Genomic DNA, 20,646 nt, shown 5'->3' with positions numbered 1-20,646 from the left:
TTTTTACGCTTATTCAGGTAGAAATTGAACGCATTTAGCGTACTTACACCACCCTGAAAAACCCCCGAGGGAATCGTGGAATATATTCCAGTGAGGCTTCATAAAGATATCCGATTGCCTCTCCCTTATCTTACATCCTGTCTTTCCTGGGGCTCGTTCACGACGTCATACCTACCAAGAAAAGCCTCATATATAGCTTGAGGATTTATTGCCCTCGCCGACGCATTCTCGATATTTTCTGACTCATCATCATCTGTCATGGAAACAAATACAACTGCCTTGCCAGCTTTTTTACAGAGACTATCAAAAAAACGCTCCTTGACCATATCATCCAGCGCATCAGTCATAGCCTGCAAAACTTTATCTTTGAATGCCTTGAAGTCAGCTCTTTCAGCACTCTCACTTAGATCTTTATTAATACCTTTAAAAAACTCACCACCTACCGCTTCATAAGCCCATTCGGAAGAGGCCCATTTGTAATAGGCCGCATTCTCCGGGGTTTCGTCTTCGCCTTCGAGCTCCGACTGGATCTTTTCGTTTAACCGCTCGATAGAGTTAGCAGATGGACCGATGCCCATTGCACTACTATCAGTATAAAGTGCAAATGCGTAAAACTCTTCATTGGGGCATTTATCATGCAACTCCGCAAAAGCCTTCTTAGCGAAATGATAAATACGACTTTGCAATTCAGACCAATCCATATACACCTCTCTAATTCAGCCGCCAAGAATGTCGACAACAATTTGCTGTACTCTGCCTTCATGGCCCCAGTAACTTTTCAAATGATAGCTCCCTCGCCATAATTGATTTATCCGTTATGTCCAGCTTTGAAGCGACAAGCTTAGCGTTAGCGATAGAATGGCCTTGTCCCTCTACCCACATCATTGCAACAAGATCGTGAACTGGATTGATTCTATACCGTTCCATCAAGATCATACTTCGCTGTAAGGCTTTTGCATCATTGCTGATTTCGCGAGTTCCCCTTTGAAAACAATGTAATGAGCGTGAGGCCTGACCATTAACGTGCTCGTCGAAGCAGTAGGCGGTGGTCTTGCCGGAGCAGTGCTGGTAAGACGCTCCACTTGCGCCAGCGTGTTCCACCACAGGTACTTGGACTTGCGTGGCATCAAAGATGGTGTGCGGCAGTCCGTCGTCTGTAGTTATACTCGGTAGTGTTGCCCAAGGCATAAGTTTCAGCCAACAGATTGCCCTTGTGAGCACTGCAAGACAGGACTCGAATCATCGATGTAAATAAAAATTATATATAAGCGCTACCATATCCATTTTAGAGCATATATCCCCGCGCAGTTGAATTCGCCAGGGTTGCATCTGAACTGGGAGCCCTAACAATTACGGAAATCATATCAAGAACCACAGTTATCTCGTTCAAAATCATGGTGCTCTGATCATAATTATGATCGGACTCATAATTCAATAAATCGAGATTCTCAAGCATCAGACCAATAGCGCCTTGGATACTAGCTCCATCCTCCGACAATGCATTTCCGAGAAAATAATATAGGCTAATCATTGCATTTTGTGCATAGGCGCCTTCTTCCTCACTAAACTCGTCGGTATCAGGGATATTCGCTTCGGAAATGCTATAACATTTCTTCTTTTCCTCCTCGTTCCCATCTATAGCCACTTGAAGCCCATGCACGAAAATAGGCGTCAATGCTTCACCGTAAACCTTGTCGAAACGTTCAACCAATGACTGCTGCCGTAGTAAATAAGCGGCAACCAAGCAAAGCCGCTGATTCAGAAAGAGATGATTATAGTTAGCCGCAACTTTACTATCTTCAAAATTAAACTGTATTGCATTAGACCCTCCCCTACTTATCACTACACAAGCATTATTGCGTCCTGTACGCGAACTATCTGATAGGAGGGGCAAAGGTATCCGAGACGATATCATTCCCCCACTAACGCATCAAAAACTTCGAGACCATTCACAGTAGCCAGCCTATAAAGCTTATGAAAAATCAATGCGAGACCACTTGACAGGCAAGTATCCAACCGTATTTTCGGCCGACAAGTTTGCTGAATGAACCGCTTGACGCCCACGCAGCGTTAAAACACAGGAATACCCCAACCAGACTATACGTACAATTCGAAGTCTGCATATTTGAAGTCGAAATACTCGGCCATGTCCTTGACCCGCCTGGAAACAACCAGCCTAAAATCATTAGCAATCCCAAAATCATCAAAACCAGCCCCACCGACAATCTTTAACCAGAAAAATCTCGGAAGCAAGGCTTGTGAAAATATTTCTGAAACCTCCTCGGCAACAGAAACAGTTACTGGGCCAAGTTCATACCCGGTAAACTTATCAGAAATAAGTTTTTCTGCCAAACGTGAGGATACGATAAAGCAAGGAAATGATTCCAAAATATCATCTCCAAGCCACCCTTCGAATTTATACTCAAGATGGCTAACCACCGGTGGATGGACGCTCACATCTATCACCGTACTATCACCCAATCTGCCAGCGACTTCCGGCTCAATGAAATAATACATATTGGTTCTTCTAAAGCCCCCTACTTGCGTCTCATGGCGTCGTAGCTGAAGTAGCTGAAACCGGATGGGCCGCTACGCGAAAATCCGCCGAATTAAAATTCGCCCAAATTTGCAGCAGAGAAAAAGCCGCTACCAGCAGCTAGAAGCGGCCATTTCGCAAACTAGAAATCTAAAAAATCGTCGTTATCCTGGTAATAATTTAGCGCTCGAATCAAATCTTCTACAGAGCAGTTGCCAGGCTGATTCAGCACATTTCTCAACACGTCATTAAATTGAGGGCCATATGAAAATAATTCCAAATCGTTCAACCGCACAAACTCGCTTACCTGCTCTACATCCGAGACAATCGAAGGACACACATCCAATGCACAACGAGTATCTCCTGATATCTCGTCAGCATCCCCCTTGACATAAATACAATAATCTTCATCAACACCCTCACTGGCGATTATCGCTTGCAAGAGTTCGACAGCACTCATTACTTTTCTTAGCTCAATTTTTTTCATCAGCACTCACCTTTCAAGGATTACACCTGACAAAAATTCATTCCGTAAGCGGGTATCTTCTAAAAAGATAGAAATCCAAGTATTCATTACCTCAAAAATATTTATTTCTTGCAGCGTCGTTAAAGGCTCATCATGCCACCAAATAAACCCCTTGTCCTCATCATGCCCATCGCGATCTATAACCAGGTAGTCGCCACCACCATTAGAAAATACAGTCACAAGCGAATCAGAAATTTCTACATCTTCGTCAACAAGATCAGAGAGACTCGAAAAATCATCGACACTCAAAGGCCCCATTGACCGGGCAGGGAAAAAAGTAAAGCCATTGTGCACGTCATTATAAAATTCAGATAGCCTTGCAGGGAAACCCTTCAATTTCTCTCCCGCAACCTGTTGTCGAACAGGCAGGCCACCCACATAGTAATACAATGCGGAAATATCATGAAAAACGTACACCAAAAAAACATCAGAAGTTGATTCGTCGTGGAGAATAGCGCTCCCCAACAGACAATCATCTAAGAGCATCAAAACCCATGGTAACCGATCTGAAAATCGACGCCAACTTATCGGATAGTCCCTCCCCCCCAATGTCAATTCCGAAGCAGTCCCATTCCTTGGGGATTTGAACATGGGACGGGACTTCTGAAGCTACGAAGTAAATTTTTTGCCGCGGAAAGGTAACTGTTAAATCCTGCTTTATCTGCTCAACTGTGATCATATTCCCTCCTAAGGTAATAGACTAGTCCATCATCCAATCTGATTCACGGCGCGCTAGGTTGCCCTCGACAATCTCATTATTGCAGCCATCACTATCTAGGAGTACAGCCTTTCGATCTGAATATGCAAATACACCGATCTCACCACCACCGTTATGGCGTAGCGGGAAATTTACGCACTGTGAAGGAGGCACCACATCAGAACAATAGTGCATCCCTTTATGAAAACCCTTGCATCGGGCTAATCATCCCAATCGGCATGAGAATTGTTGCATTTAAACTCAGGGCATTTAACTGGGATTACACCCAACACTATTGCTCGTGTAGGTTTAACCAACAAACGCAAACCTCTCAACCATTGATAAAGCTTTGGCTTGATTAACTGAGTATTCAGTAGTTCGATCATAAATAATGGTATAGCTATCGAGCTCATCAGATAATACCTCAAGAACCTTACCAGCGTAATTTGTGAGCTCTATGAATCCGTTCGCGACCGCCTCTAGATTTCTCACCTCACGAATTAGAGCGGGGAATTTTGTTAAACTTCCTTCAGGGCCGTTGCCACTTCCAATTTTAGGGTTGTCAAAATAAACTATGAGCTTAGGACTTGGCAGGCGCCCCCAATCGAGTATAGGAACAATATCCCAGCGAAGCGCTTTGAATTCCTCAACTGTTTCCGTACCTGAAAATTCGCACCGGTAAATAGGAACACACAGGAACAGGTTAGCGCGCAAATCATCTAACCGGCCTTTAAAATATCCATGAAACTCACTAGGCACGATAATCATATGTGAGAGGCCATAAAAATTTTCTTCGATGGCGACAAGTGTAGGAGTGCTACGATTGATTTGTTCCGGTACCTGACGGATAATCGAGGCAGAAAACTCGTCATCGACAATATTTTCTACAACAGTAAGAAAGCCCCCAAACTCAGAGACTGAAAGGCCATAGTTGTAAGTGTACTTGGGCATCACATCTTGAAATCTAAAATATCCGTACCGATCCCTGAAAACTTCTCCGAAACCTGATTCCAACTGCGGCTGAATAATCATCTATCACCTCTAATTATAATCCAGACCAACATCCTGTTGATATCGAACTCCATCCTGAAGCATCTTCGCCCCATCAGAGCTATTGGCAGACCGCAGGCGAATGCTCATATTGTCTGTATCATTATAGAAGTCGTTTCGGACTGGCCTGCTAGAATCATACCCCGTTTCATTCCAGTGTTCTACTACAGCTTTATTATGCTCAATCGTAATTCGCGGATCATCGCGAGAACCAACTTCACCATCGCTTGTCATAACCTTGCCAGCGTTCAGCCCCTTTTGAATCGTATTTGCATCAAGAACCTGATCTTTCACCCCACTCCTGTAGCTACACGGAGAACCTAGCGTAAAACACTCCGCAGCACCCTAAATTAGGCCATTTTCACGGAATGGCGCTGCGTACCTGGCGAATTATGTCTTGCCACCGATGAGTAGCAACTGATCGGACATCGGTAGCCTGATACCTTCCCCCTTGTCTTCCGCCACTAAATAGGTAGCAGAGCATAGTACGTCGTTGTACATTATATCCAAATCATCACTTACGAATAGCCGCCTTATTCGGGGAAGCATTTCAAGTTAGCCCAAAAAACTGCGATAATCCTTTTATACGACGTCATCGTATTCCGCTTTATATGGAAATGTGGACTCATCCCAGCCAGCCGACTGTGCATGCCGCATTCAAAGCAGCATAGCGTCAACGGATTGCAACCCTCGCCAATTTCACCCTTCCTTTCTCTACTCATCCACACCCCCCAAAATAAATTGATAAACCCAAACAAGCAACTCATCGAAACCATTGAAAGTCTCAAAGATATTATCAAATGCTTGCCTATCTCGAACCTGATAAACCTTTAGATCCAAATCCAGAACATATACATCTTGATCACTATCTCCAAGAACAAGAAAATTTTTCATCCAATCCAAGTCACGATACCCAAGATTCACTTCAATGAATCCGTTGTTGTAGCCGCTTCCATCAGGCAGCAAGGTCTTTTGAGATGAATAAACAAATACGCCATTACCAGCGACTCCATTATGGCGCTGCAAAAAATCCACGTACTGTGCAGGAGGAAACTGCCCAAGAGCTGCAGAGCAACCATCTAGGCTCTGTACGAAAAGAGCTGTCGCAAACACCGCATGGAACAAGCCAGCGAGACCATAGCGGCATAGCTTTTCGCGAGCTTGTCGAAGCGCATCACGATCCGGCGGTTTTCTTTCAGCCATCCAAACATGCGCTCGATGATGTTGCGCTGTCGGTACTTTGGCCGATCGAACAGTCTTGGTAAGCCAGGCTTGGGTTTGCGCTTCATCGAGCGCAGCGGGATGACGGGTTGCATTCGATATTGATCGCAGTAGCGGCGTAGCGCTTCGGCGTCGTAACCCTTGTCGGCAAGCAACCACTTACAGCGCTTACGCGGGCGGCCACGTTGGCGCGATGGAATGCTGACCTCGTCCAGCAGGGGTTGAGCGTAGCTGATGTCACTGGCTTGACCGCCAGAGAGCAAAAAGCGCAACGGTGTCCCGTTGGCGTCGCAGAGCATGTGGATTTTGGTTGTCAGGCCACCGCGGCTGCGGCCTAGAGCGTGATCGGCAGGCTCGTCAGGCCCCCTTTTTCCCCGGCGCCAGAAGAGGCTCGGGTTGCGCGTACTGCGGTGAGTCGATCATCCAGGTTTGCACATCGATCAAGCCTTGCTCATTCAGTCTCAGGTGCAAGCGTTCGAGCATCTGATCGAATGTCCCCTGGTTTCGCCAGTCCCGAAACCGTTGATACACCGTTGACCACGGGCCGAAGCGTTCCGGCATATCTCGCCACGCAGCACCCGAGCAGAGCACCCAGAGCACGCCATCGAGCATCAGGCGGTCGCTCAGGCGGGGCCGCCCCCGGCCATGGGTTTCGGTGAAGAGATCGGCAACCACAGTCCAGGCCTCATCCGAGAGTTCGTAACGCTTTGCCATCACAGGATTCCTTTCCGTAGATGGCTGGAAACTCTACAAAATTTCAGCTTCCGAGGGACACCGATTGGGTTTCTTGGGATTTCGTACAGAGCCTAAACTATCGGGCTACCACCGGTGCCCATATCATCGATGCTTTTTGCGGCTATTTGGCCATACAAGCAGCAGACCTTAAGAATATACACTTTACACTTCTCCGCCATAAATCCCCGCTGCCCTACGCGTCTCTTAAAGTTCGCCAGTGGATATTTCCGAGACGACCTTCACTCCTAAAACCCTATTCCTTTCAATCAACTCCTTAACACGGTCGACGACTAAAATAGTGGTAAAGGCCTCTGTAGCACGAAATATATCTCTATCGGGTGTCAAGTCCTGCTTTGGAAATATATCTGTGTACGTCCTTGGACCCTCCGGCAAATAACTTAATAGCGGCTTACTCTTCGATTTCTCCGAATCGAATGCAGACATCTTACTGGTAATATTTATAACTTTATAACCTTCTTGTAACACCCCTCCGATATACACGTCCGCATCAAAAAACTGAACTCCAGAAACCTTTGACTCCAACATTAACGCGTGGAGCCTTGGGCTGATAAAATTCGGACCATCGCTAAAATAGAAGTCATACTTTTTAACAGCGCTCACACTTACTTTTTTTGCCAATCGAAACTCTAAACGCCAGTCGCTGCTTAGTTCCTGTCCTTTCTTGAGTTCAATCGGATCCTGGCCATCCTGGGCGACGCTTTTGAACCAGTAGCTTTCAGGATAATCATCCGATATTTGCAAAATATAAATTCTAGCCACATGCAGCCCCTCTGATTGAATTTTTTGTTCAGCATCGTTTGACCTGTTCGCAAACCTTTTCTTTCATTTACGATGGTAGCTCTAACCGCTCGATCGTATTCCGCTTTCGACCAACCGTTACTGTGCCCATGCTCGTGAATAGCATCCAGCTTCGCTTCCACTGAGGCTGTGTACTGGGGATGAGATCCCCGGTGAATAGTTCTTGTGGGGTGATTCTCCGGCTGTGTTGGCAGATATATCACATTTGAAACATCATGAATATTTAACCCCGCTAATTTAATTGCCTCATGGCCCGCCAACTGCTGGGGAATTATGTGATGCTTCTGAAACCCTGCAATACTTTCCATAGTATTATAGGTAACCCAGCCCAATGGATCCAACCATCCTAGCGGGTTTGGTGCGTATTTATAAAGATTAAAGCCGCCATCCAACCCAATCGGATCCTGCGTTATAAACCGCCCAATCTCCGGATCGTGATACCGAAACGTATTGTAGTGCAGCCCCGTCTCACCATCGAAATACTGACCCTGGAACCGCAGGTTCTGCTCAACCTCCGCCACCGGCAGCGTCTCGATGCTCCCCCACGCCTTGTACGTCGCCTGCCAGACGATCCGCCCTTCGGCGTTGGTCATCTCCAGCGGCGTACCGATCTGGTCCGTGTGGTAGTAGTAAAGCTGCTGCGCCTCGCCTTCCGTGCGGTCCACCCGCGCCAGCGGCGCATAACTCCCCGGCTCATAGAGGTACAGGCTATCGCGCTCCGGCGTCAGCTCCTGCAGCATTCGCAGGCCCTGCCAGAGGAACCGCTTCCCCTGCACCTGCCCGTCCTGTTCAGCACTCTTGCCGACGCGCCGTCCCAGGCTGTCGTACTGGTAGCGCCCCTTGCTGTGCAGGCGCCCCTGCACCATTGTCTCAGAAGCAACCAGCCGGTTCTCGCAGTCATACTTGAAATACTGCACCTGCCGCTGCCCACTACGCTTCTCGATCAGGTTGCCCCATGGATCATAGCGGTACTCGTTGTTCTGCCAGTTGCGCAGGCGGTTGTCCTTCACCTTGTCGAACTGGCTGGTGCCGAAGTTCAGCCGGTTGGCGGCCGGGTCGTAACGAAACTCCTCGCTGGTCATCAGCTTGCCGGTTTCGCGGCCGTGCAATTGGCCGTTGGCTTCGTATTCGTAGCGGATTTCACCGCGCAGTTGATCCAGCGTGCGGGTCAGCTCGCCGGCAGGGTCGTATTCGTACTGACGCTGCACGGCATTGCGGTAGTCGTTGAGCAGCACCCGCGTCGGCACGTTGGGGTTGGTGACCTTCGAGAGCTTTTCGGCCGGGACGCTGGACGCGTATTGCCAGGCCTTGCGGCCCATGGCGTCGTAGCCGAAGCAGCTGGTGAGCTTGCCCTAGGTGCGGTAGACCTCGCGGTGCAGGTCGTCGCGTTCGAAGTTGCTAATGAATTCGTAGCCGACATCGCTTGGGACGTGGTTTCCGTGAGCAGGCGGCCTAGCGGGTCGTACGCCAATTTAAGCTGCGCTTTCCGCACGCCTAAGCGGAAACCCGCATTGATCGCCATACGCTCGATGCCCAGAAGGCGATCCGCATCGTCGTATTGGGATTCCAAACGCGCATCGTCTTTGCTGCGCGCCAGCAACCGCCCAATGCTATCCCGCTCAAACTCGGCAAGCCGTCGTCGCTACACCCTTGACACAAAAATAAACATGCTCGCCAAGTATAGCTTCCTCAGGCCACACCCAAAGAATTACTTACTAACTTTTTAATATATGCATCTCCTCGCGGAGAGTAGCTAGGATAATTTTTCATATCGGAAAAATTAATATCCTTCTCATTATCAAATATATCCACCAACTTAGAGGAGCCTGGTGCACCATAAGCGAACCTTACGGATTCATTTTCTGGAGCGGTGTAATCTTCCTGATGCGCAATGATTCTCCAATCACCTTTAATCTTACGATCAAATAGCCCATACGAATCAAGTATCAGCGGTTCTCCTAACCTAACAAATCCATCAAGAGAGCATATTTCGGGATCATTTAGTACGGGAAGGAAGATTTCTGCAACATGGCCAAGGTCATTCGCAGTCATTACACGACCAAACACAAAACTATCATCCAAGTACTGAAAGCAAAAAATATCCCCCGGAAGTATCTTCCTCAGCAGCGTTCTTTTTTTTTGCTTCCAGCCATATATCTGTAGATTTGACATTTAACAAGCCCCTTTCAAACTGGTTGTTTTTTTCTTAAAGTTACTTTCGAAATTTTCTTGCCGCGAAGCAGCCCTTGTAGTATTTGCGTGATCAAATGAGCTTACTTTGTTACCTCTATTTCTATCGGATATCTGCTGCCCAATAACTCCCGTCTTTGTGTCATAGTGCTCTATGTAGGCCTGCTCATACCCACGAGCTTCACCGTACGTTATGTTTTTATCGAGGGGCCTCATCTCCGCTTCCTCGGAAAGTCTTCCACTATACTCGTGCTCCGTCGCTCGACGCTTTAAGTCGTCTGTAATACCTACGTAGTAAGGTTTATCTGCTCCCTCATCAAACAATCCGTACACATTGTATCCACCAGTGGATTCATGCACCCAACCCAGGGGATCAATCCAACGACTAGAGTTTGGCGCATAGGCGTATAAGTTGTCTCCACCCCTCAACCCAATCGGATCCTGCGTGATAAACCGCCCAATCTCCGGATCGTAATACCGAAACGTATTGTAGTGCAGCCCCGTCTCACCATCGAAGTACTGACCCTGGAACCGCAGGTTCTGCTCAACCTCCGCCACCGCCAGCGTCTCGATGCTCCCCCACGCCTTGTACGTCGCCTGCCAGACGATGCGGCCATCAGCATCCGTCATTTCCAGCGGCGTACCGATCTGATCCGTGTGGTAGTAGTAAAGCTGCTGCGCCTGCCCTTCCGCGCGGTCCACCCGTGCCAGCGGCGCATAGCTCCCCGGCTCATACAGGTACAGGCTATCGCGCTCCGGCGTCAGCTCCTGCAGCATTCGCAGGCCCTGCCACAGGAAGCGTTTTTCCTCTATGCGATCATCCTGCTCAGACGTCTTGCCGATCCGGCGCCCCAGGCTGTCGTACTGGTAGCGCCCCTCGCTGTGGACTTGCGCCCCGACGATGGTCTGTGACCACACCAACCGGTTCTCACAGTCGTACCTGAAATACTGCACCTGCCGCTGCCCGCTGCGCTTCTCGATCAGGTTGCCCCACGGGTCATAGCGGTACTCGTTGTTCTGCCAGTTGCGCAGGCGGTTGTCCTTCACCTTGTCGAACTGGCTGGTGCCGAAGTTCAGCCGGTTGGCCGCCGGGTCGTAACGAAACTCTTCGCTGGTCATCAGCTTGCCAGTTTCGCGGCCGTGCAATTGGCCGTTGGCTTCGTACTCGTAGCGGATTTCACCGCGCAGTTGATCCAGGGTGCTGGCCAGCTCGCCGGCAGGGTCGTATTCGTACTGACGCTGCACGGCATTGCGGTAGTCGTTGAGCAGCACCCGCGTCGGCACGTTGGGGTTGGTGACCTTCGAGAGCTTTTCGGCCGGGACGCTGGACGCGTATTGCCAGGCCTTGCGGCCCATGGCGTCGTAGCCGAAGCAGCTGGTGAGCTTGCCCTGGGTGCGGTAGACCTCGCGGTGCAGGTCGTCGCGTTCGAAGTCGCTGATGACCTGACCGTCGAGGTTGAGTTGGTGCAGGTGACCGCTGCCGTAGTACAGGTGGTTGAGTTGGCGGCCGTCGGGCAGGGTCAGGGTGGTGAGGTTGCTGAGCGGGTCGTATTCGTAGCTCAGGTCACCTTGTGAAGTGCTTTCCTTGAGCAGGCGCCCCAGCAGGTCGTAACTGAAACTCAACTTCTCGTGCTTTACGCCCAGGCGCAGGCCGCTGTTGGTGGCCGTGCGTTGAATGCTCAGCAGGCGGTCAGCGTCGTCGTAAGCGTACTCAAGGCGTGCATCGTCATTGGTCCGCGCGATCAATCGCCCGATGCTGTCGCGCTCGAACTCCGTGCTGCGCTGTGGGGTTTCGGCCCGTTCGCCGTAGCCGATTTCCTCGACCTGAGTCAGATGCCCACCCACGCTGTAGTGGAAACGCCGGGTCAGGTTGTCGATGCGCCGCTCTTCGATCAGCCGGTCGCTGGCGTCGTACGCAAACTGGTAGGCCGCGTTGTTTTCGTTGACCAGGGCCGTCAGGCGGATGGCCTTGTCGTACTGGTAGCCGATGCGCTGGCCCTTGGCGTCCTGGCGGCTGCTGGGCAGGCCGCGGGCGGTGCGTTGCAGGCGGGTGATCTGGCCCTTGCCATCGGTGTGCGTGAGTACCTGGCCCAGGGCGTTGTAGGTGAACTGCTCCGAGGTGCCGTCAGGATGCTCGATCTTCAGCACTTCGCCCGCGGGCTTGCGCTGCAACGAGGTAGTCTGCCCCAGCGCATCGGTCACGGCCTGCAGGTGCTGATGCTCGTCGAAGCGGTAGGCGGTGCTCTTGCCGGAGCAGTCCTGGTAACGCTCCACCTGGGCCAGCGTGTTCCACCACAGGTGCTTGGACTTGTGCGTGGCGTCGACGATGGTGTGCGGCAGGCCGTCGTCGCTGTAGTAGTACTCGGTGGTGTTGCCCAGGGCATCGGTTTCAGCCAGCAGGTTGCCCTTGTTGTCGTACTGGGCTTTCCAGCTGGAGCCGTCCGGGTAGTCCACCTGCTTCACCAGGGTGGTGAGCTGGTGGTGTTTGTAGCGGGTGGTGCGGCCCAGTGGGTCGGTTTCCTCGACCAGGCGCGAGTATTGATCGTACCGCAGGGTGATCTGGTTGCCGTCGGGCAGGGTCAGGCCGGTCAGGTTGCCGCGGTCGTCCAGGGCCATCTGGTAGCGCTCGCCGCCAAAATCGGTGCTGGCCACCACACGGCGGTCGGCGTTGTAGTGCACCTGGGCTTCGCGGCCCAGGACGTCGGTGACCCAGGTGGTACGGGCGCCGAAGTCGTAGCGGAAATCGAAGTGTTCGCCGTCGCTGGTCCAGTGCTCGACCACCCGGGGCTGACCGTCGAGGGTTTCCCAGCGGTAGTGGCAGCTCAGGCCCAGGGCGTTGGCGTGGCGGGTCATGACGCCGTCGGTGTAGGCGAAACTGCGTACGGTGTCGCCGTTGCGGTTCACCACCTCCAGCAGTTGGCCGCGGTCGTCGTAGCGGTACTGCACCAGGGTTTCGACGGCGGTGTCGCCGACCACGCGCTTGACCTCGGTCAGGCGGCCCAGGGGGATGATCGTAGGTTACTTCAATAACCAAAATCTTTCGCAGCCCAAATAGCGCTGCGGACCCCAAACTTAGTTAATCATAGGCTACTCATCTAGCCCGGATTCCAACTCTAGATTGTCCAAAAACATGCTGAATGAAGACGCTAGAATTTTTTGGGCAGCTAGGTGATTAGCGGCCGAACTCCTATCCGGGCGAAAGGCATCCGTAGCATAAAACTGCACCGTACCATTAAGCATGTCCAAACAGAAAAAATTACCACCATCATCAACCGCGAACGGTAACAGGGTGTGAGGTATTACATCACGCATCAACATAAATTGATAGCATCCCAAAATATCTTCTGTGTCAGCCGAATCAACCTCCTTAGAAATAAATTTGAAATCTGCTATCTGCATAGGATCATAACCATCATTAGTTACTACCCAGCTTTTTTCTGGAACCCCACCATTGTAATGTAAATATAGATCCACAAATGATTGGGGTAGTTTGAATTCCAACTTATTTTCCAGGCTGTGAATGTCTTCCAGACAAATTTTAGAATACGGATGAAGAAGAACAAAGTCACTCATATTGACTCCTTTAGCACGTCACGCTTGATGTTTTAGGAGCTCGCCCTTTGAGCCAGCCCTGCGAATGTGAAATTCCTACTGCGTCCCCGCCTCCGTAGGCGCCCGACGGAAGTCCAAAGTGCTTCTCGAACTGGGCAACGGAACCGGTATGAGGAAGGGATGCTTCGTGAGCGGAGCGGGTTACCAACTGCATGGTCGACGTTCCAGTTTTTGGATCAAAATCATCTAGGTGGTGCCAAGTATACTTACCCTGCGCTTTAACATATGATTCCTTCAGTCCTGCTTGTTTATACGCCTCGGTAAAATCACGAGAGCGCGAGCCTTGCATTTGAATAGTGACAATATTTTTTTGATTTCCTGAAACAGGAAAGAGTTCAGACGAGCCTTCAAAGTTTACGCTTTTATATGCTAACCCCCACGGATCAACCCATAAATTCGGATTTATAGCATACTGATAAACGTTGGTACCACCATCCAACCCAATCGGATCCTGCGTTATAAACCGCCCCACCTCCGGATCGTAATACCGAAACGTATTGTAGTGCAGCCCCGTCTCACCATCGAAATACTGACCCTGGAACCGCAGGTTCTGCTCAACCTCAGCCACCGCCAGCGTCTCGATGCTCCCCCACGCCTTGTACGTCGCCTGCCAGACGATGCGACCATCGGCATCGGTCATCTCCAGCGGCGTACCGATCTGGTCCGTGTGGTAATAGTAAAGCGCCTGGGCCTCGCCTTCCGTGCGGTCCACCCGCGCCAGCGGCGCATAACTCCCCGGCTCATAGAGGTACAGGCTATCGCGCTCCGGCGTCAGCTCCTGAAGCATCCGCAGGCCCTGCCAGAGGAACCGCTTCTCCTGCACCTGCCCGTCCTGTTGAGCACTCTTGCCGACGCGCCGTCCCAGGCTGTCGTACTGGTACCGCCCCTTGCTGTGCAGGCGCCCCTGCACCAAGGTCTCCGAAGCAACCAACCGGTTCTCGCAGTCATACTTGAAATACTGCACCTGCCGCTGCCCACTACGCTTCTCGATCAGGTTGCCCCATGGATCATAGCGGTACTCGTTGTTCTGCCAGTTGCGCAGGCGGTTGTCCTTCACCTTGTCGAATTGGCTGGTGCCGAAGTTCAGCCGGTTGGCCGCCGGGTCGTAACGAAACTCTTCGCTGGTCATCAGCTTGCCGGTTTCGCGGCCGTGCAATTGGCCGTTGGCTTCGTACTCGTAGCGGATCTCACCCCTGAGCTGATCCAGGGTGCGGGTCAGCTCGCCGGCAGGGTCGTATTCGTACTGACGCTGCACGGCGTTGCGGTAGTCGTTGAGCAGCACCCGCGTCGGCACGTACCTTCGAGAGCTTTCGGCCGGGACGCTGGACGCGTACTGCCAGTTGCCCTTGTTGTCGTACTGCCCTTCAAGCTGGAGCCGTCTGGGTAGTCGACCTGGGTCACCGAGGTGGTGAAGTGATGGTGCTTGCAGCGGGTGGTGCGACTTCACCGTATAATTTTAATCAATCGTGAGTCAGATCTCGGTTCGATTGTTCGATGGAAGGGTTCGCTCACCGTTTGAAGACAGATATCAAAACCATAATCGACATCATTGACTTCATTATACAGATGAACACCTGCGACACTCACCCTGTACATTCCGGTCGGAACTGGTAAAAGCGTCCAACCTGTAAATTCCTCCCAATCCCACAAAACGGCCATATCTGCCACATACAGGCCACCAACCACATTTAAATAGAAGTACTCATCTTCGAATACAACCTCGCGCCGCTCTTTACAAGGCGCCTCATCTATAAAAATCCTAAGTCGATACGTGCCGTCATCAACCCCCATAATAGGCAAAGCAACACCCTTATCCAAAACCTCATCGCCTTTATCTGTAGTAGTAAAGGCTCGAAGCACATTCTGACCTGGTTGCACCCCACCTTCAAATAAATCGGCCAACTTAGGATACACGAACATTACTATGCCATTAAAGTCGACATCCACATCGCACTCAAACCTCATGAGCAGCCTCCCTTTATTCCAGTAGATCGCTTTTTATACCAATTAACTAGCTCAGCATAAGCGGCCTTAGGTGTGACATTTTTTGCAATTACTTCGCCTGTAGCTGGAATTCGTAGATCTCCTTTAATATGAGAGACCGCATCGAGATTTTTACCCGCAGCCTCAATCAGGTCCCCCGGGGTTTTGGTCCAAGCACCTTGGAGGCTACCGATATCTGGTTTAATCGCCCGGTGAAGCTCTTCATGCATTCCCTCCTCATAGGGGATAGGAAAGAAGGTAGGCGTATTAAGCTTCGTTCCTAGCTCATTGAGCCCAACACTATTAGCCTTTCCTCTAGGTATCATGTGATGCCCCATACCGTCAGGATTCCATGCCCACGGCATCCAACCCAGAGGATCTACCCACCCGCTGGGGTTTAGCACATAGTGATAAACATTAGTTCCACCCACCAGCCCAATCGGATCCTGCGTTATAAACCGCCCCACCTCCGGATCGTAATACCGAAACGTATTGTAGTGCAGCCCCGTCTCACCATCGAAATACTGACCCTGGAACCGCAGGTTCTGCTCAACCTCAGCCACCGCCAGTGTCTCGATGCTCCCCCACGCCTTGTACGTCGCCTGCCAGACGATGCGACCATCGGCGTCGGTCATCTCCAGCGGCGTACCGATCTGGTCCGTGTGGTAGTAGTAAAGCTGCTGCGCCTCGCCTTCCGTGCGGTCCACCCGCGCCAGCGGCGCATAGCTCCCGGGCTCATAGAGGTACAGGCTATCGCGCTCCGGCGTCAGCTCCTGCAGCATTCGCAGGCCCTGCCAGAGGAACCGCTTCTCCTGCACCTGCCCGTCCTGTTGAGCACTCTTGCCGACGCGACGTCCCAGGCTGTCGTACTGGTAGCGCCCCTTGCTGTGCAGGCGCCCCTGCACCAAGGTCTCCGAAGCAACCAGCCGGTTCTCGCAGTCGTACTTGAAATACTGCACCTGCCGCTGCCCGCTGCGCTTCTCGATCAGGTTGCCCCATGGATCATAGCGGTACTCGTTGTTCTGCCAGTTGCGCAGGCGGTTGTCCTTCACCTTGTCGAATTGGCTGGTGCCGAAGTTCAGCCGGTTGGCCGCCGGGTCGTAACGAAACTCCTCGCTGGTCATCAGCTTGCCGGTTTCGCGGCCGTGCAATTGGCCGTTGGCTTCGTACTCGTAGCGGATTTCACCGCGCAGTTGATCCAGCGTGCGGATCAGCTCGCCGGCAGGGTCGTATTCGTACTGACGTTGCACGGCATTGCGGTAGTCGTTGAGCAGCACCCGCGTCGGCACGTTGGGGTTGGTGACCTTCGAGAGCTTTTCGGCCGGGACGCTGGACGCGTATTGCCAGGCCTTGCGGCCCATGGCGTCGTAGCCGAAGCAGCTGGTGAGCTTGCCTTGGGTACGGTAGACCTCGCGGTGCAGGTCGTCGCGTTCGAAGTCGCTGATGACCTGGCCGTCGAGGTTGAGTTGGTGCAGGTGGCCGCTGCCGTAGTACAGGTGGTTGAGTTGGCGGCCATCGGGCAGGGTCAGGGTGGTGAGGTTGCTGAGCGGGTCGTACTCATAAGCCAGCTCTCCCTGCGGGGTTGTCTCGGTAAGCAGACGGCCCAGCAGGTCGTAGCTGAAATTCAACTTCTCGTGCTTCACGCCCAGGCGCAGGCCGCCGTTGGTGGCCGTGCGTTGAATGCTCAGCAGGCGGTCGGCATCGTCGTAAGCGTACTCAAGGCGTGCATCGTCATTGGTCCGCGCGATCAATCGCCCGATGCTGTCCCGTTCAAACTCCGTGCTGCGCTGTGGTGTTTCGGCCCGTTCGCCGTAGCCGATTTCCTCGACCCGCGTCAGATACCCGCCCTGGCTATAGCTGAAACGCCGGGTCAGGTTGTCGATGCGCCGCTCTTCGATCAGCCGGTCGCTGGCGTCGTACGCAAACTGGTAGGCCGCGTTGTTTTCGTTGACCAGGGCCGTCAGGCGGATGGCCTTGTCGTACTGGTAGCCGATGCGCTGGCCCTTGGCGTCCTGGCGGCTGCTGGGCAGGCCGCGGGCGGTGCGTTGCAGGCGGGTGATCTGGCCCTTGCCATCGGTGTGCGTGAGTACCTGGCCCAGGGCGTTGTAGGTGAACTGCTCCGAGGTGCCGTCAGGATGCTCGATCTTCAGCACTTCGCCCGCGGGCTTGCGCTGCAACGAGGTAGTCTGCCCCAGCGCATCGGTCACGGCCTGCAGGTGCTGATGCTCGTCGAAGCGGTAGGCGGTGCTCTTGCCGGAGCAGTCCTGGTAACGCTCCACCTGGGCCAGCGTGTTCCACCACAGGTGCTTGGACTTGTGCGTGGCGTCGACGATGGTGTGCGGCAGGCCGTCGTCGCTGTAGTAGTACTCGGTGGTGTTGCCCAGGGCATCGGTTTCAGCCAGCAGGTTGCCCTTGTTGTCGTACTGGGCTTTCCAGCTGGAGCCGTCCGGGTAGTCCACCTGCTTCACCAGGGTGGTGAGCTGGTGGTGTTTGTAGCGGGTGGTGCGGCCCAGTGGGTCGGTTTCCTCGACCAGGCGCGAGTATTGATCGTACCGCAGGGTGATCTGGTTGCCGTCGGGCAGGGTCAGGCCGGTCAGGTTGCCGCGGTCGTCCAGGGCCATCTGGTAGCGCTCGCCGCCAAAATCGGTGCTGGCCACCACACGGCGGTCGGCGTTGTAGTGCACCTGGGCTTCGCGGCCCAGGACGTCGGTGACCCAGGTGGTACGGGCGCCGAAGTCGTAGCGGAAATCGAAGTGTTCGCCGTCGCTGGTCCAGTGCTCGACCACCCGGGGCTGACCGTCGAGGGTTTCCCAGCGGTAGTGGCAGCTCAGGCCCAGGGCGTTGGCGTGGCGGGTCATGACGCCGTCGGTGTAGGCGAAACTGCGTACGGTGTCGCCGTTGCGGTTCACCACCTCCAGCAGTTGGCCGCGGTCGTCGTAGCGGTACTGCACCAGGGTTTCGACGGCGGTGTCGCCGACCACGCGCTTGACCTCGGTCAGGCGGCCCAGGGGGTGGGCGTAGTGCAGGTGCACGCGCTGCTCGCCGGTGGCGGTGATGTCGGTGAGTTGGCCGTCGACGCTGCGGGTGAAATGCAGGTAGTGGCCCAAGGCGTTTTCGATGCGTTGCAGTGGTACCGCGATATTGTCGTCGGCGACTTCGCCGAAGTAGAAGAAGAGGTTATCCAGGGTTTGCAACAGGTAGTGGCCACCCTCGCTGCGTACCAGGTAGACCTGCTCGTGGGGGTTGTAGATGCGCTCGCCCGGCTCCAGCGTCACGAACGGCACGCTACGGCCCTGGTTGTCGGTGAGGTAGATGAAGTCGCCGCGCCGACGCAGGCTTTGCTCCCACGGCAGTACCCAGCCGCGGCCCAGAACGCTGTCCACGGTGAGGTCGCTGGCGTAGAAGCGCGACCATTCGATAGGCATCAGGCCCGGCAGGACGAAGTCGGTCTCGTCCGGCAGCAGCTTGCGGCCGGTGGTGGTGTCGACCGGGTTGCCGTGCAGGCCGCCCATGACTTTCTCAGCGACTGGCGCGACACCGAAACGCATGATGGCATCGCCGGCCACGACGCCGGCCATGAAGCGCAACGCACAGGGCCCAGCGGCCTTGAGACCTTGCTGCAAGCCCAGTTTGTAGATGCTGAGCACGGCCCTGGCGCCGCCGGCCACGGCCATCAGGATGTCGACGGTGTAACGCAGCCATTTCGGTACTTCGTCGTTGACCGGCAGGTAGCCGTAGGTGCCGCCGCCGATGAACACGTTGCCCGACCCCGAAGCGATCTTGGCGCCGCAGGTCAGCTTGTCACCTTTGCGTGCGGCACCGAAACCGTTGATGAACACGTTGGCCGAGCCTTCGGCCACCTGCACGGTAGGCGAATGCTTTTCGCACACCCCCACGCTGCCTTCGGCATAGGCCGCCGCGCGGCCGTTGATGAACACGTTCGGCGAGGCAGATTCGATCTGCCCCGCGGGCGAGCTGAAGGCGCTGCCTAATCGCTCCCCCAGGCTGACGATGCCCCCGCCCACAATGCCTGCCGCCACACCCAACAGGAAGCCACCCACGCCGCAGGTGGCAAAGGTGAAGGCGACGTAGGCCACCAGGGCAATGCCCGCCACGGCGCCCAGCAGGAAGCCGGCTAGCGCGCTGGTGTGTTCGATGCCGTCGTGTAACCGGGCTGCTTCGAACATGGCCTTACTCCTGTACGCCGCTGGCTGCCGGGTCCGGGTTCAATTGCCTGGGTTGGTAACTGGCGAGCAGGTCGGTCCAGTTGCGGTTCTGTTCGGCCGTGAAGTCAGCCTGGCTGGTGCACGCGAATACCAGGACACGGCCGGGCGCGATGATGAAAGCCGCCTGGCGTTGATGAATGGGGCGTTTGTCGCTCATGTAATACGCTTCGATCTGCACCCCTGGTACGGGGTGGGAAGCGGATAGCTCGACAGTTTTCTGTTCAAGCACGGTGTAGCCACGCAGCTTCGACGCCAGCAGTTTCAGTTGGCGCTTCAGGTAAGCGCCGAGGTCTTCACCGGGCAGGTGCGTGTCGCGCGAAAGGGTGATGCTCAAGGGGGCGGGCGTCGTCGTGCCGAACACGAACATGTTGACGGTGCGGTCCTGGAAACCTTCAGGCAATGTGAAGCTGCCTTCCTGAAACTGATAATCCATTTTAAATTCTGTCCTGTCGGATATGAAACGCGGCTCAGAGGCCCGTTAGCCCATTGAGCATGTTATCGAAATCAAGCAGCCAGCCCTTGAGCGCGGGCTTGTCGGGGTCGATCACGCAGCTGATAGCCAGCCACTGTCGTTCATTGCGGTCGGCGACCGGAACCATTGCCCCGACCAGACGGCCATGACGCTCCTGGTGGCCAGCGCGGAACACGAAATCCAGGGCAAGCGCATCGCTGCCGGCCATGGTGCTCTCCCTGCGGCGGATAATGCGCAAGCTGCCATGACGCTCGTGCAACCCCTGCACGGCCTCATCGAAAGCCTGATCCAAGGTGCGGTCCTGCGCTACCGAGCAGCGCTGCACGCTGATGGCAACAGGTTCTCCCCGGAGCATGGCGGTGATTTGCAGGTCCTCGAACCTGAGCGCGGCAGGAAAGCCGAAGCTGAACCCCCCGAGGTTAAACGTCGTGGGGGCTTCGTCCTGCATTGCCAGCGGTACTACGTTCTGCGCTTGTGCAGGTGCCTCGGCCGCGCGGCGTTCCTCTTCCTCGCGAGCCAAGGCCTCAAGGGCAATACGCCGTTCGGAGATGCGGTCGTACATGCTGGTGCGCGTCATGG

General features: G+C 53.8%; 16 protein-coding genes and 5 pseudogenes. All 21 read right to left on the bottom strand.

Going from position 1 to position 20,646, the window contains the following annotated elements:
• Nucleotides 1-125: 125 nt before the first annotated feature.
• Nucleotides 126-701, bottom strand: coding sequence for a DUF4303 domain-containing protein (locus HWQ56_RS00860; protein WP_176569566.1), 576 nt, complete (start codon nt 699-701; stop codon nt 126-128).
• 325 nt (nt 702-1,026) lie between these two features.
• Nucleotides 1,027-1,213, bottom strand: a pseudogene (locus HWQ56_RS29335) (hypothetical protein); the annotation flags it as partial.
• Between the two features lie 72 nt (nt 1,214-1,285).
• Nucleotides 1,286-1,711 carry a hypothetical protein gene (locus HWQ56_RS00855; RefSeq protein WP_176569565.1) on the bottom strand — a complete coding sequence of 142 codons (426 nt, stop codon included), beginning with the start codon at nt 1,709-1,711 and terminating at the stop codon, nt 1,286-1,288.
• A gap of 386 nt (nt 1,712-2,097) precedes the next feature.
• Nucleotides 2,098-2,517 carry a hypothetical protein gene (locus HWQ56_RS00850; protein WP_176569564.1) on the bottom strand — a complete coding sequence of 140 codons (420 nt, stop codon included), beginning with the start codon at nt 2,515-2,517 and terminating at the stop codon, nt 2,098-2,100.
• Nucleotides 2,518-2,678: 161 nt separating this feature from the next.
• Nucleotides 2,679-3,023: a DUF7716 domain-containing protein gene (locus HWQ56_RS00845; protein WP_176569563.1), complete on the bottom strand. Its 345-nt coding sequence runs from the start codon at nt 3,021-3,023 to the stop codon at nt 2,679-2,681.
• 6 nt (nt 3,024-3,029) lie between these two features.
• Nucleotides 3,030-3,548 carry a hypothetical protein gene (locus HWQ56_RS00840; protein WP_176569562.1) on the bottom strand — a complete coding sequence of 173 codons (519 nt, stop codon included), beginning with the start codon at nt 3,546-3,548 and terminating at the stop codon, nt 3,030-3,032.
• 520 nt (nt 3,549-4,068) lie between these two features.
• Complete coding sequence (locus HWQ56_RS00835) at nt 4,069-4,791, bottom strand: hypothetical protein (protein ID WP_176569561.1); 723 nt, start codon at nt 4,789-4,791, stop codon at nt 4,069-4,071.
• A 9-nt stretch (nt 4,792-4,800) separates the two neighbouring features.
• Nucleotides 4,801-5,103: an HNH/ENDO VII family nuclease gene (locus HWQ56_RS00830; protein ID WP_245217812.1), complete on the bottom strand. Its 303-nt coding sequence runs from the start codon at nt 5,101-5,103 to the stop codon at nt 4,801-4,803.
• A 420-nt stretch (nt 5,104-5,523) separates the two neighbouring features.
• Nucleotides 5,524-5,844: a YrhA family protein gene (locus HWQ56_RS00825; protein ID WP_176569560.1), complete on the bottom strand. Its 321-nt coding sequence runs from the start codon at nt 5,842-5,844 to the stop codon at nt 5,524-5,526.
• 44 nt (nt 5,845-5,888) lie between these two features.
• Nucleotides 5,889-6,744 (bottom strand): annotated as a pseudogene (locus tag HWQ56_RS00820) (IS5 family transposase).
• A 225-nt stretch (nt 6,745-6,969) separates the two neighbouring features.
• Nucleotides 6,970-7,386, bottom strand: coding sequence for an imm11 family protein (locus HWQ56_RS29305; RefSeq protein ID WP_342366182.1), 417 nt, complete (start codon nt 7,384-7,386; stop codon nt 6,970-6,972).
• 44 nt (nt 7,387-7,430) lie between these two features.
• Nucleotides 7,431-9,106 (bottom strand): annotated as a pseudogene (locus HWQ56_RS00815) (RHS repeat-associated core domain-containing protein).
• A gap of 167 nt (nt 9,107-9,273) precedes the next feature.
• Complete coding sequence (locus HWQ56_RS00810; protein WP_176569558.1) at nt 9,274-9,756, bottom strand: Imm26 family immunity protein; 483 nt, start codon at nt 9,754-9,756, stop codon at nt 9,274-9,276.
• A 381-nt stretch (nt 9,757-10,137) separates the two neighbouring features.
• Nucleotides 10,138-12,780, bottom strand: a pseudogene (locus HWQ56_RS00805) (RHS repeat-associated core domain-containing protein); the annotation flags it as partial.
• Between the two features lie 81 nt (nt 12,781-12,861).
• Nucleotides 12,862-13,347, bottom strand: coding sequence for an SMI1/KNR4 family protein (locus tag HWQ56_RS00800; RefSeq protein ID WP_176569557.1), 486 nt, complete (start codon nt 13,345-13,347; stop codon nt 12,862-12,864).
• A gap of 10 nt (nt 13,348-13,357) precedes the next feature.
• Nucleotides 13,358-13,675 carry an HNH endonuclease gene (locus HWQ56_RS28975; protein ID WP_245217865.1) on the bottom strand — a complete coding sequence of 106 codons (318 nt, stop codon included), beginning with the start codon at nt 13,673-13,675 and terminating at the stop codon, nt 13,358-13,360.
• Nucleotides 13,676-13,753: 78 nt separating this feature from the next.
• Nucleotides 13,754-14,743: pseudogene (locus tag HWQ56_RS00795) on the bottom strand (RHS repeat-associated core domain-containing protein); the annotation flags it as partial.
• A gap of 86 nt (nt 14,744-14,829) precedes the next feature.
• Nucleotides 14,830-15,351 (bottom strand): hypothetical protein, encoded by a 522-nt coding sequence (locus HWQ56_RS00790; protein WP_176569555.1) that lies wholly within the window; start codon nt 15,349-15,351, stop codon nt 14,830-14,832.
• A complete protein-coding gene (locus tag HWQ56_RS00785) occupies nt 15,348-19,556 on the bottom strand; it encodes an RHS repeat-associated core domain-containing protein (RefSeq protein ID WP_176569554.1) in 4,209 nt (1,402 codons plus the stop codon). The genes HWQ56_RS00790 and HWQ56_RS00785 overlap by 4 nt, the downstream gene beginning before the upstream one ends.
• A gap of 4 nt (nt 19,557-19,560) precedes the next feature.
• Complete coding sequence (locus HWQ56_RS00780) at nt 19,561-20,028, bottom strand: DcrB-related protein (RefSeq protein ID WP_176569553.1); 468 nt, start codon at nt 20,026-20,028, stop codon at nt 19,561-19,563.
• A gap of 34 nt (nt 20,029-20,062) precedes the next feature.
• On the bottom strand, nt 20,063-20,644 hold the full coding sequence (locus HWQ56_RS00775) for a hypothetical protein (protein ID WP_176569552.1): 582 nt from the start codon (nt 20,642-20,644) through the stop codon (nt 20,063-20,065).
• Between the last annotated feature and the right edge of the window lie 2 nt (nt 20,645-20,646).

The organism is Pseudomonas eucalypticola (genome assembly GCF_013374995.1).
In the GTDB taxonomy this organism is placed as follows: domain Bacteria; phylum Pseudomonadota; class Gammaproteobacteria; order Pseudomonadales; family Pseudomonadaceae; genus Aquipseudomonas; species Aquipseudomonas eucalypticola.
This window is presented reverse-complemented; position numbering and strand designations above follow the sequence as displayed.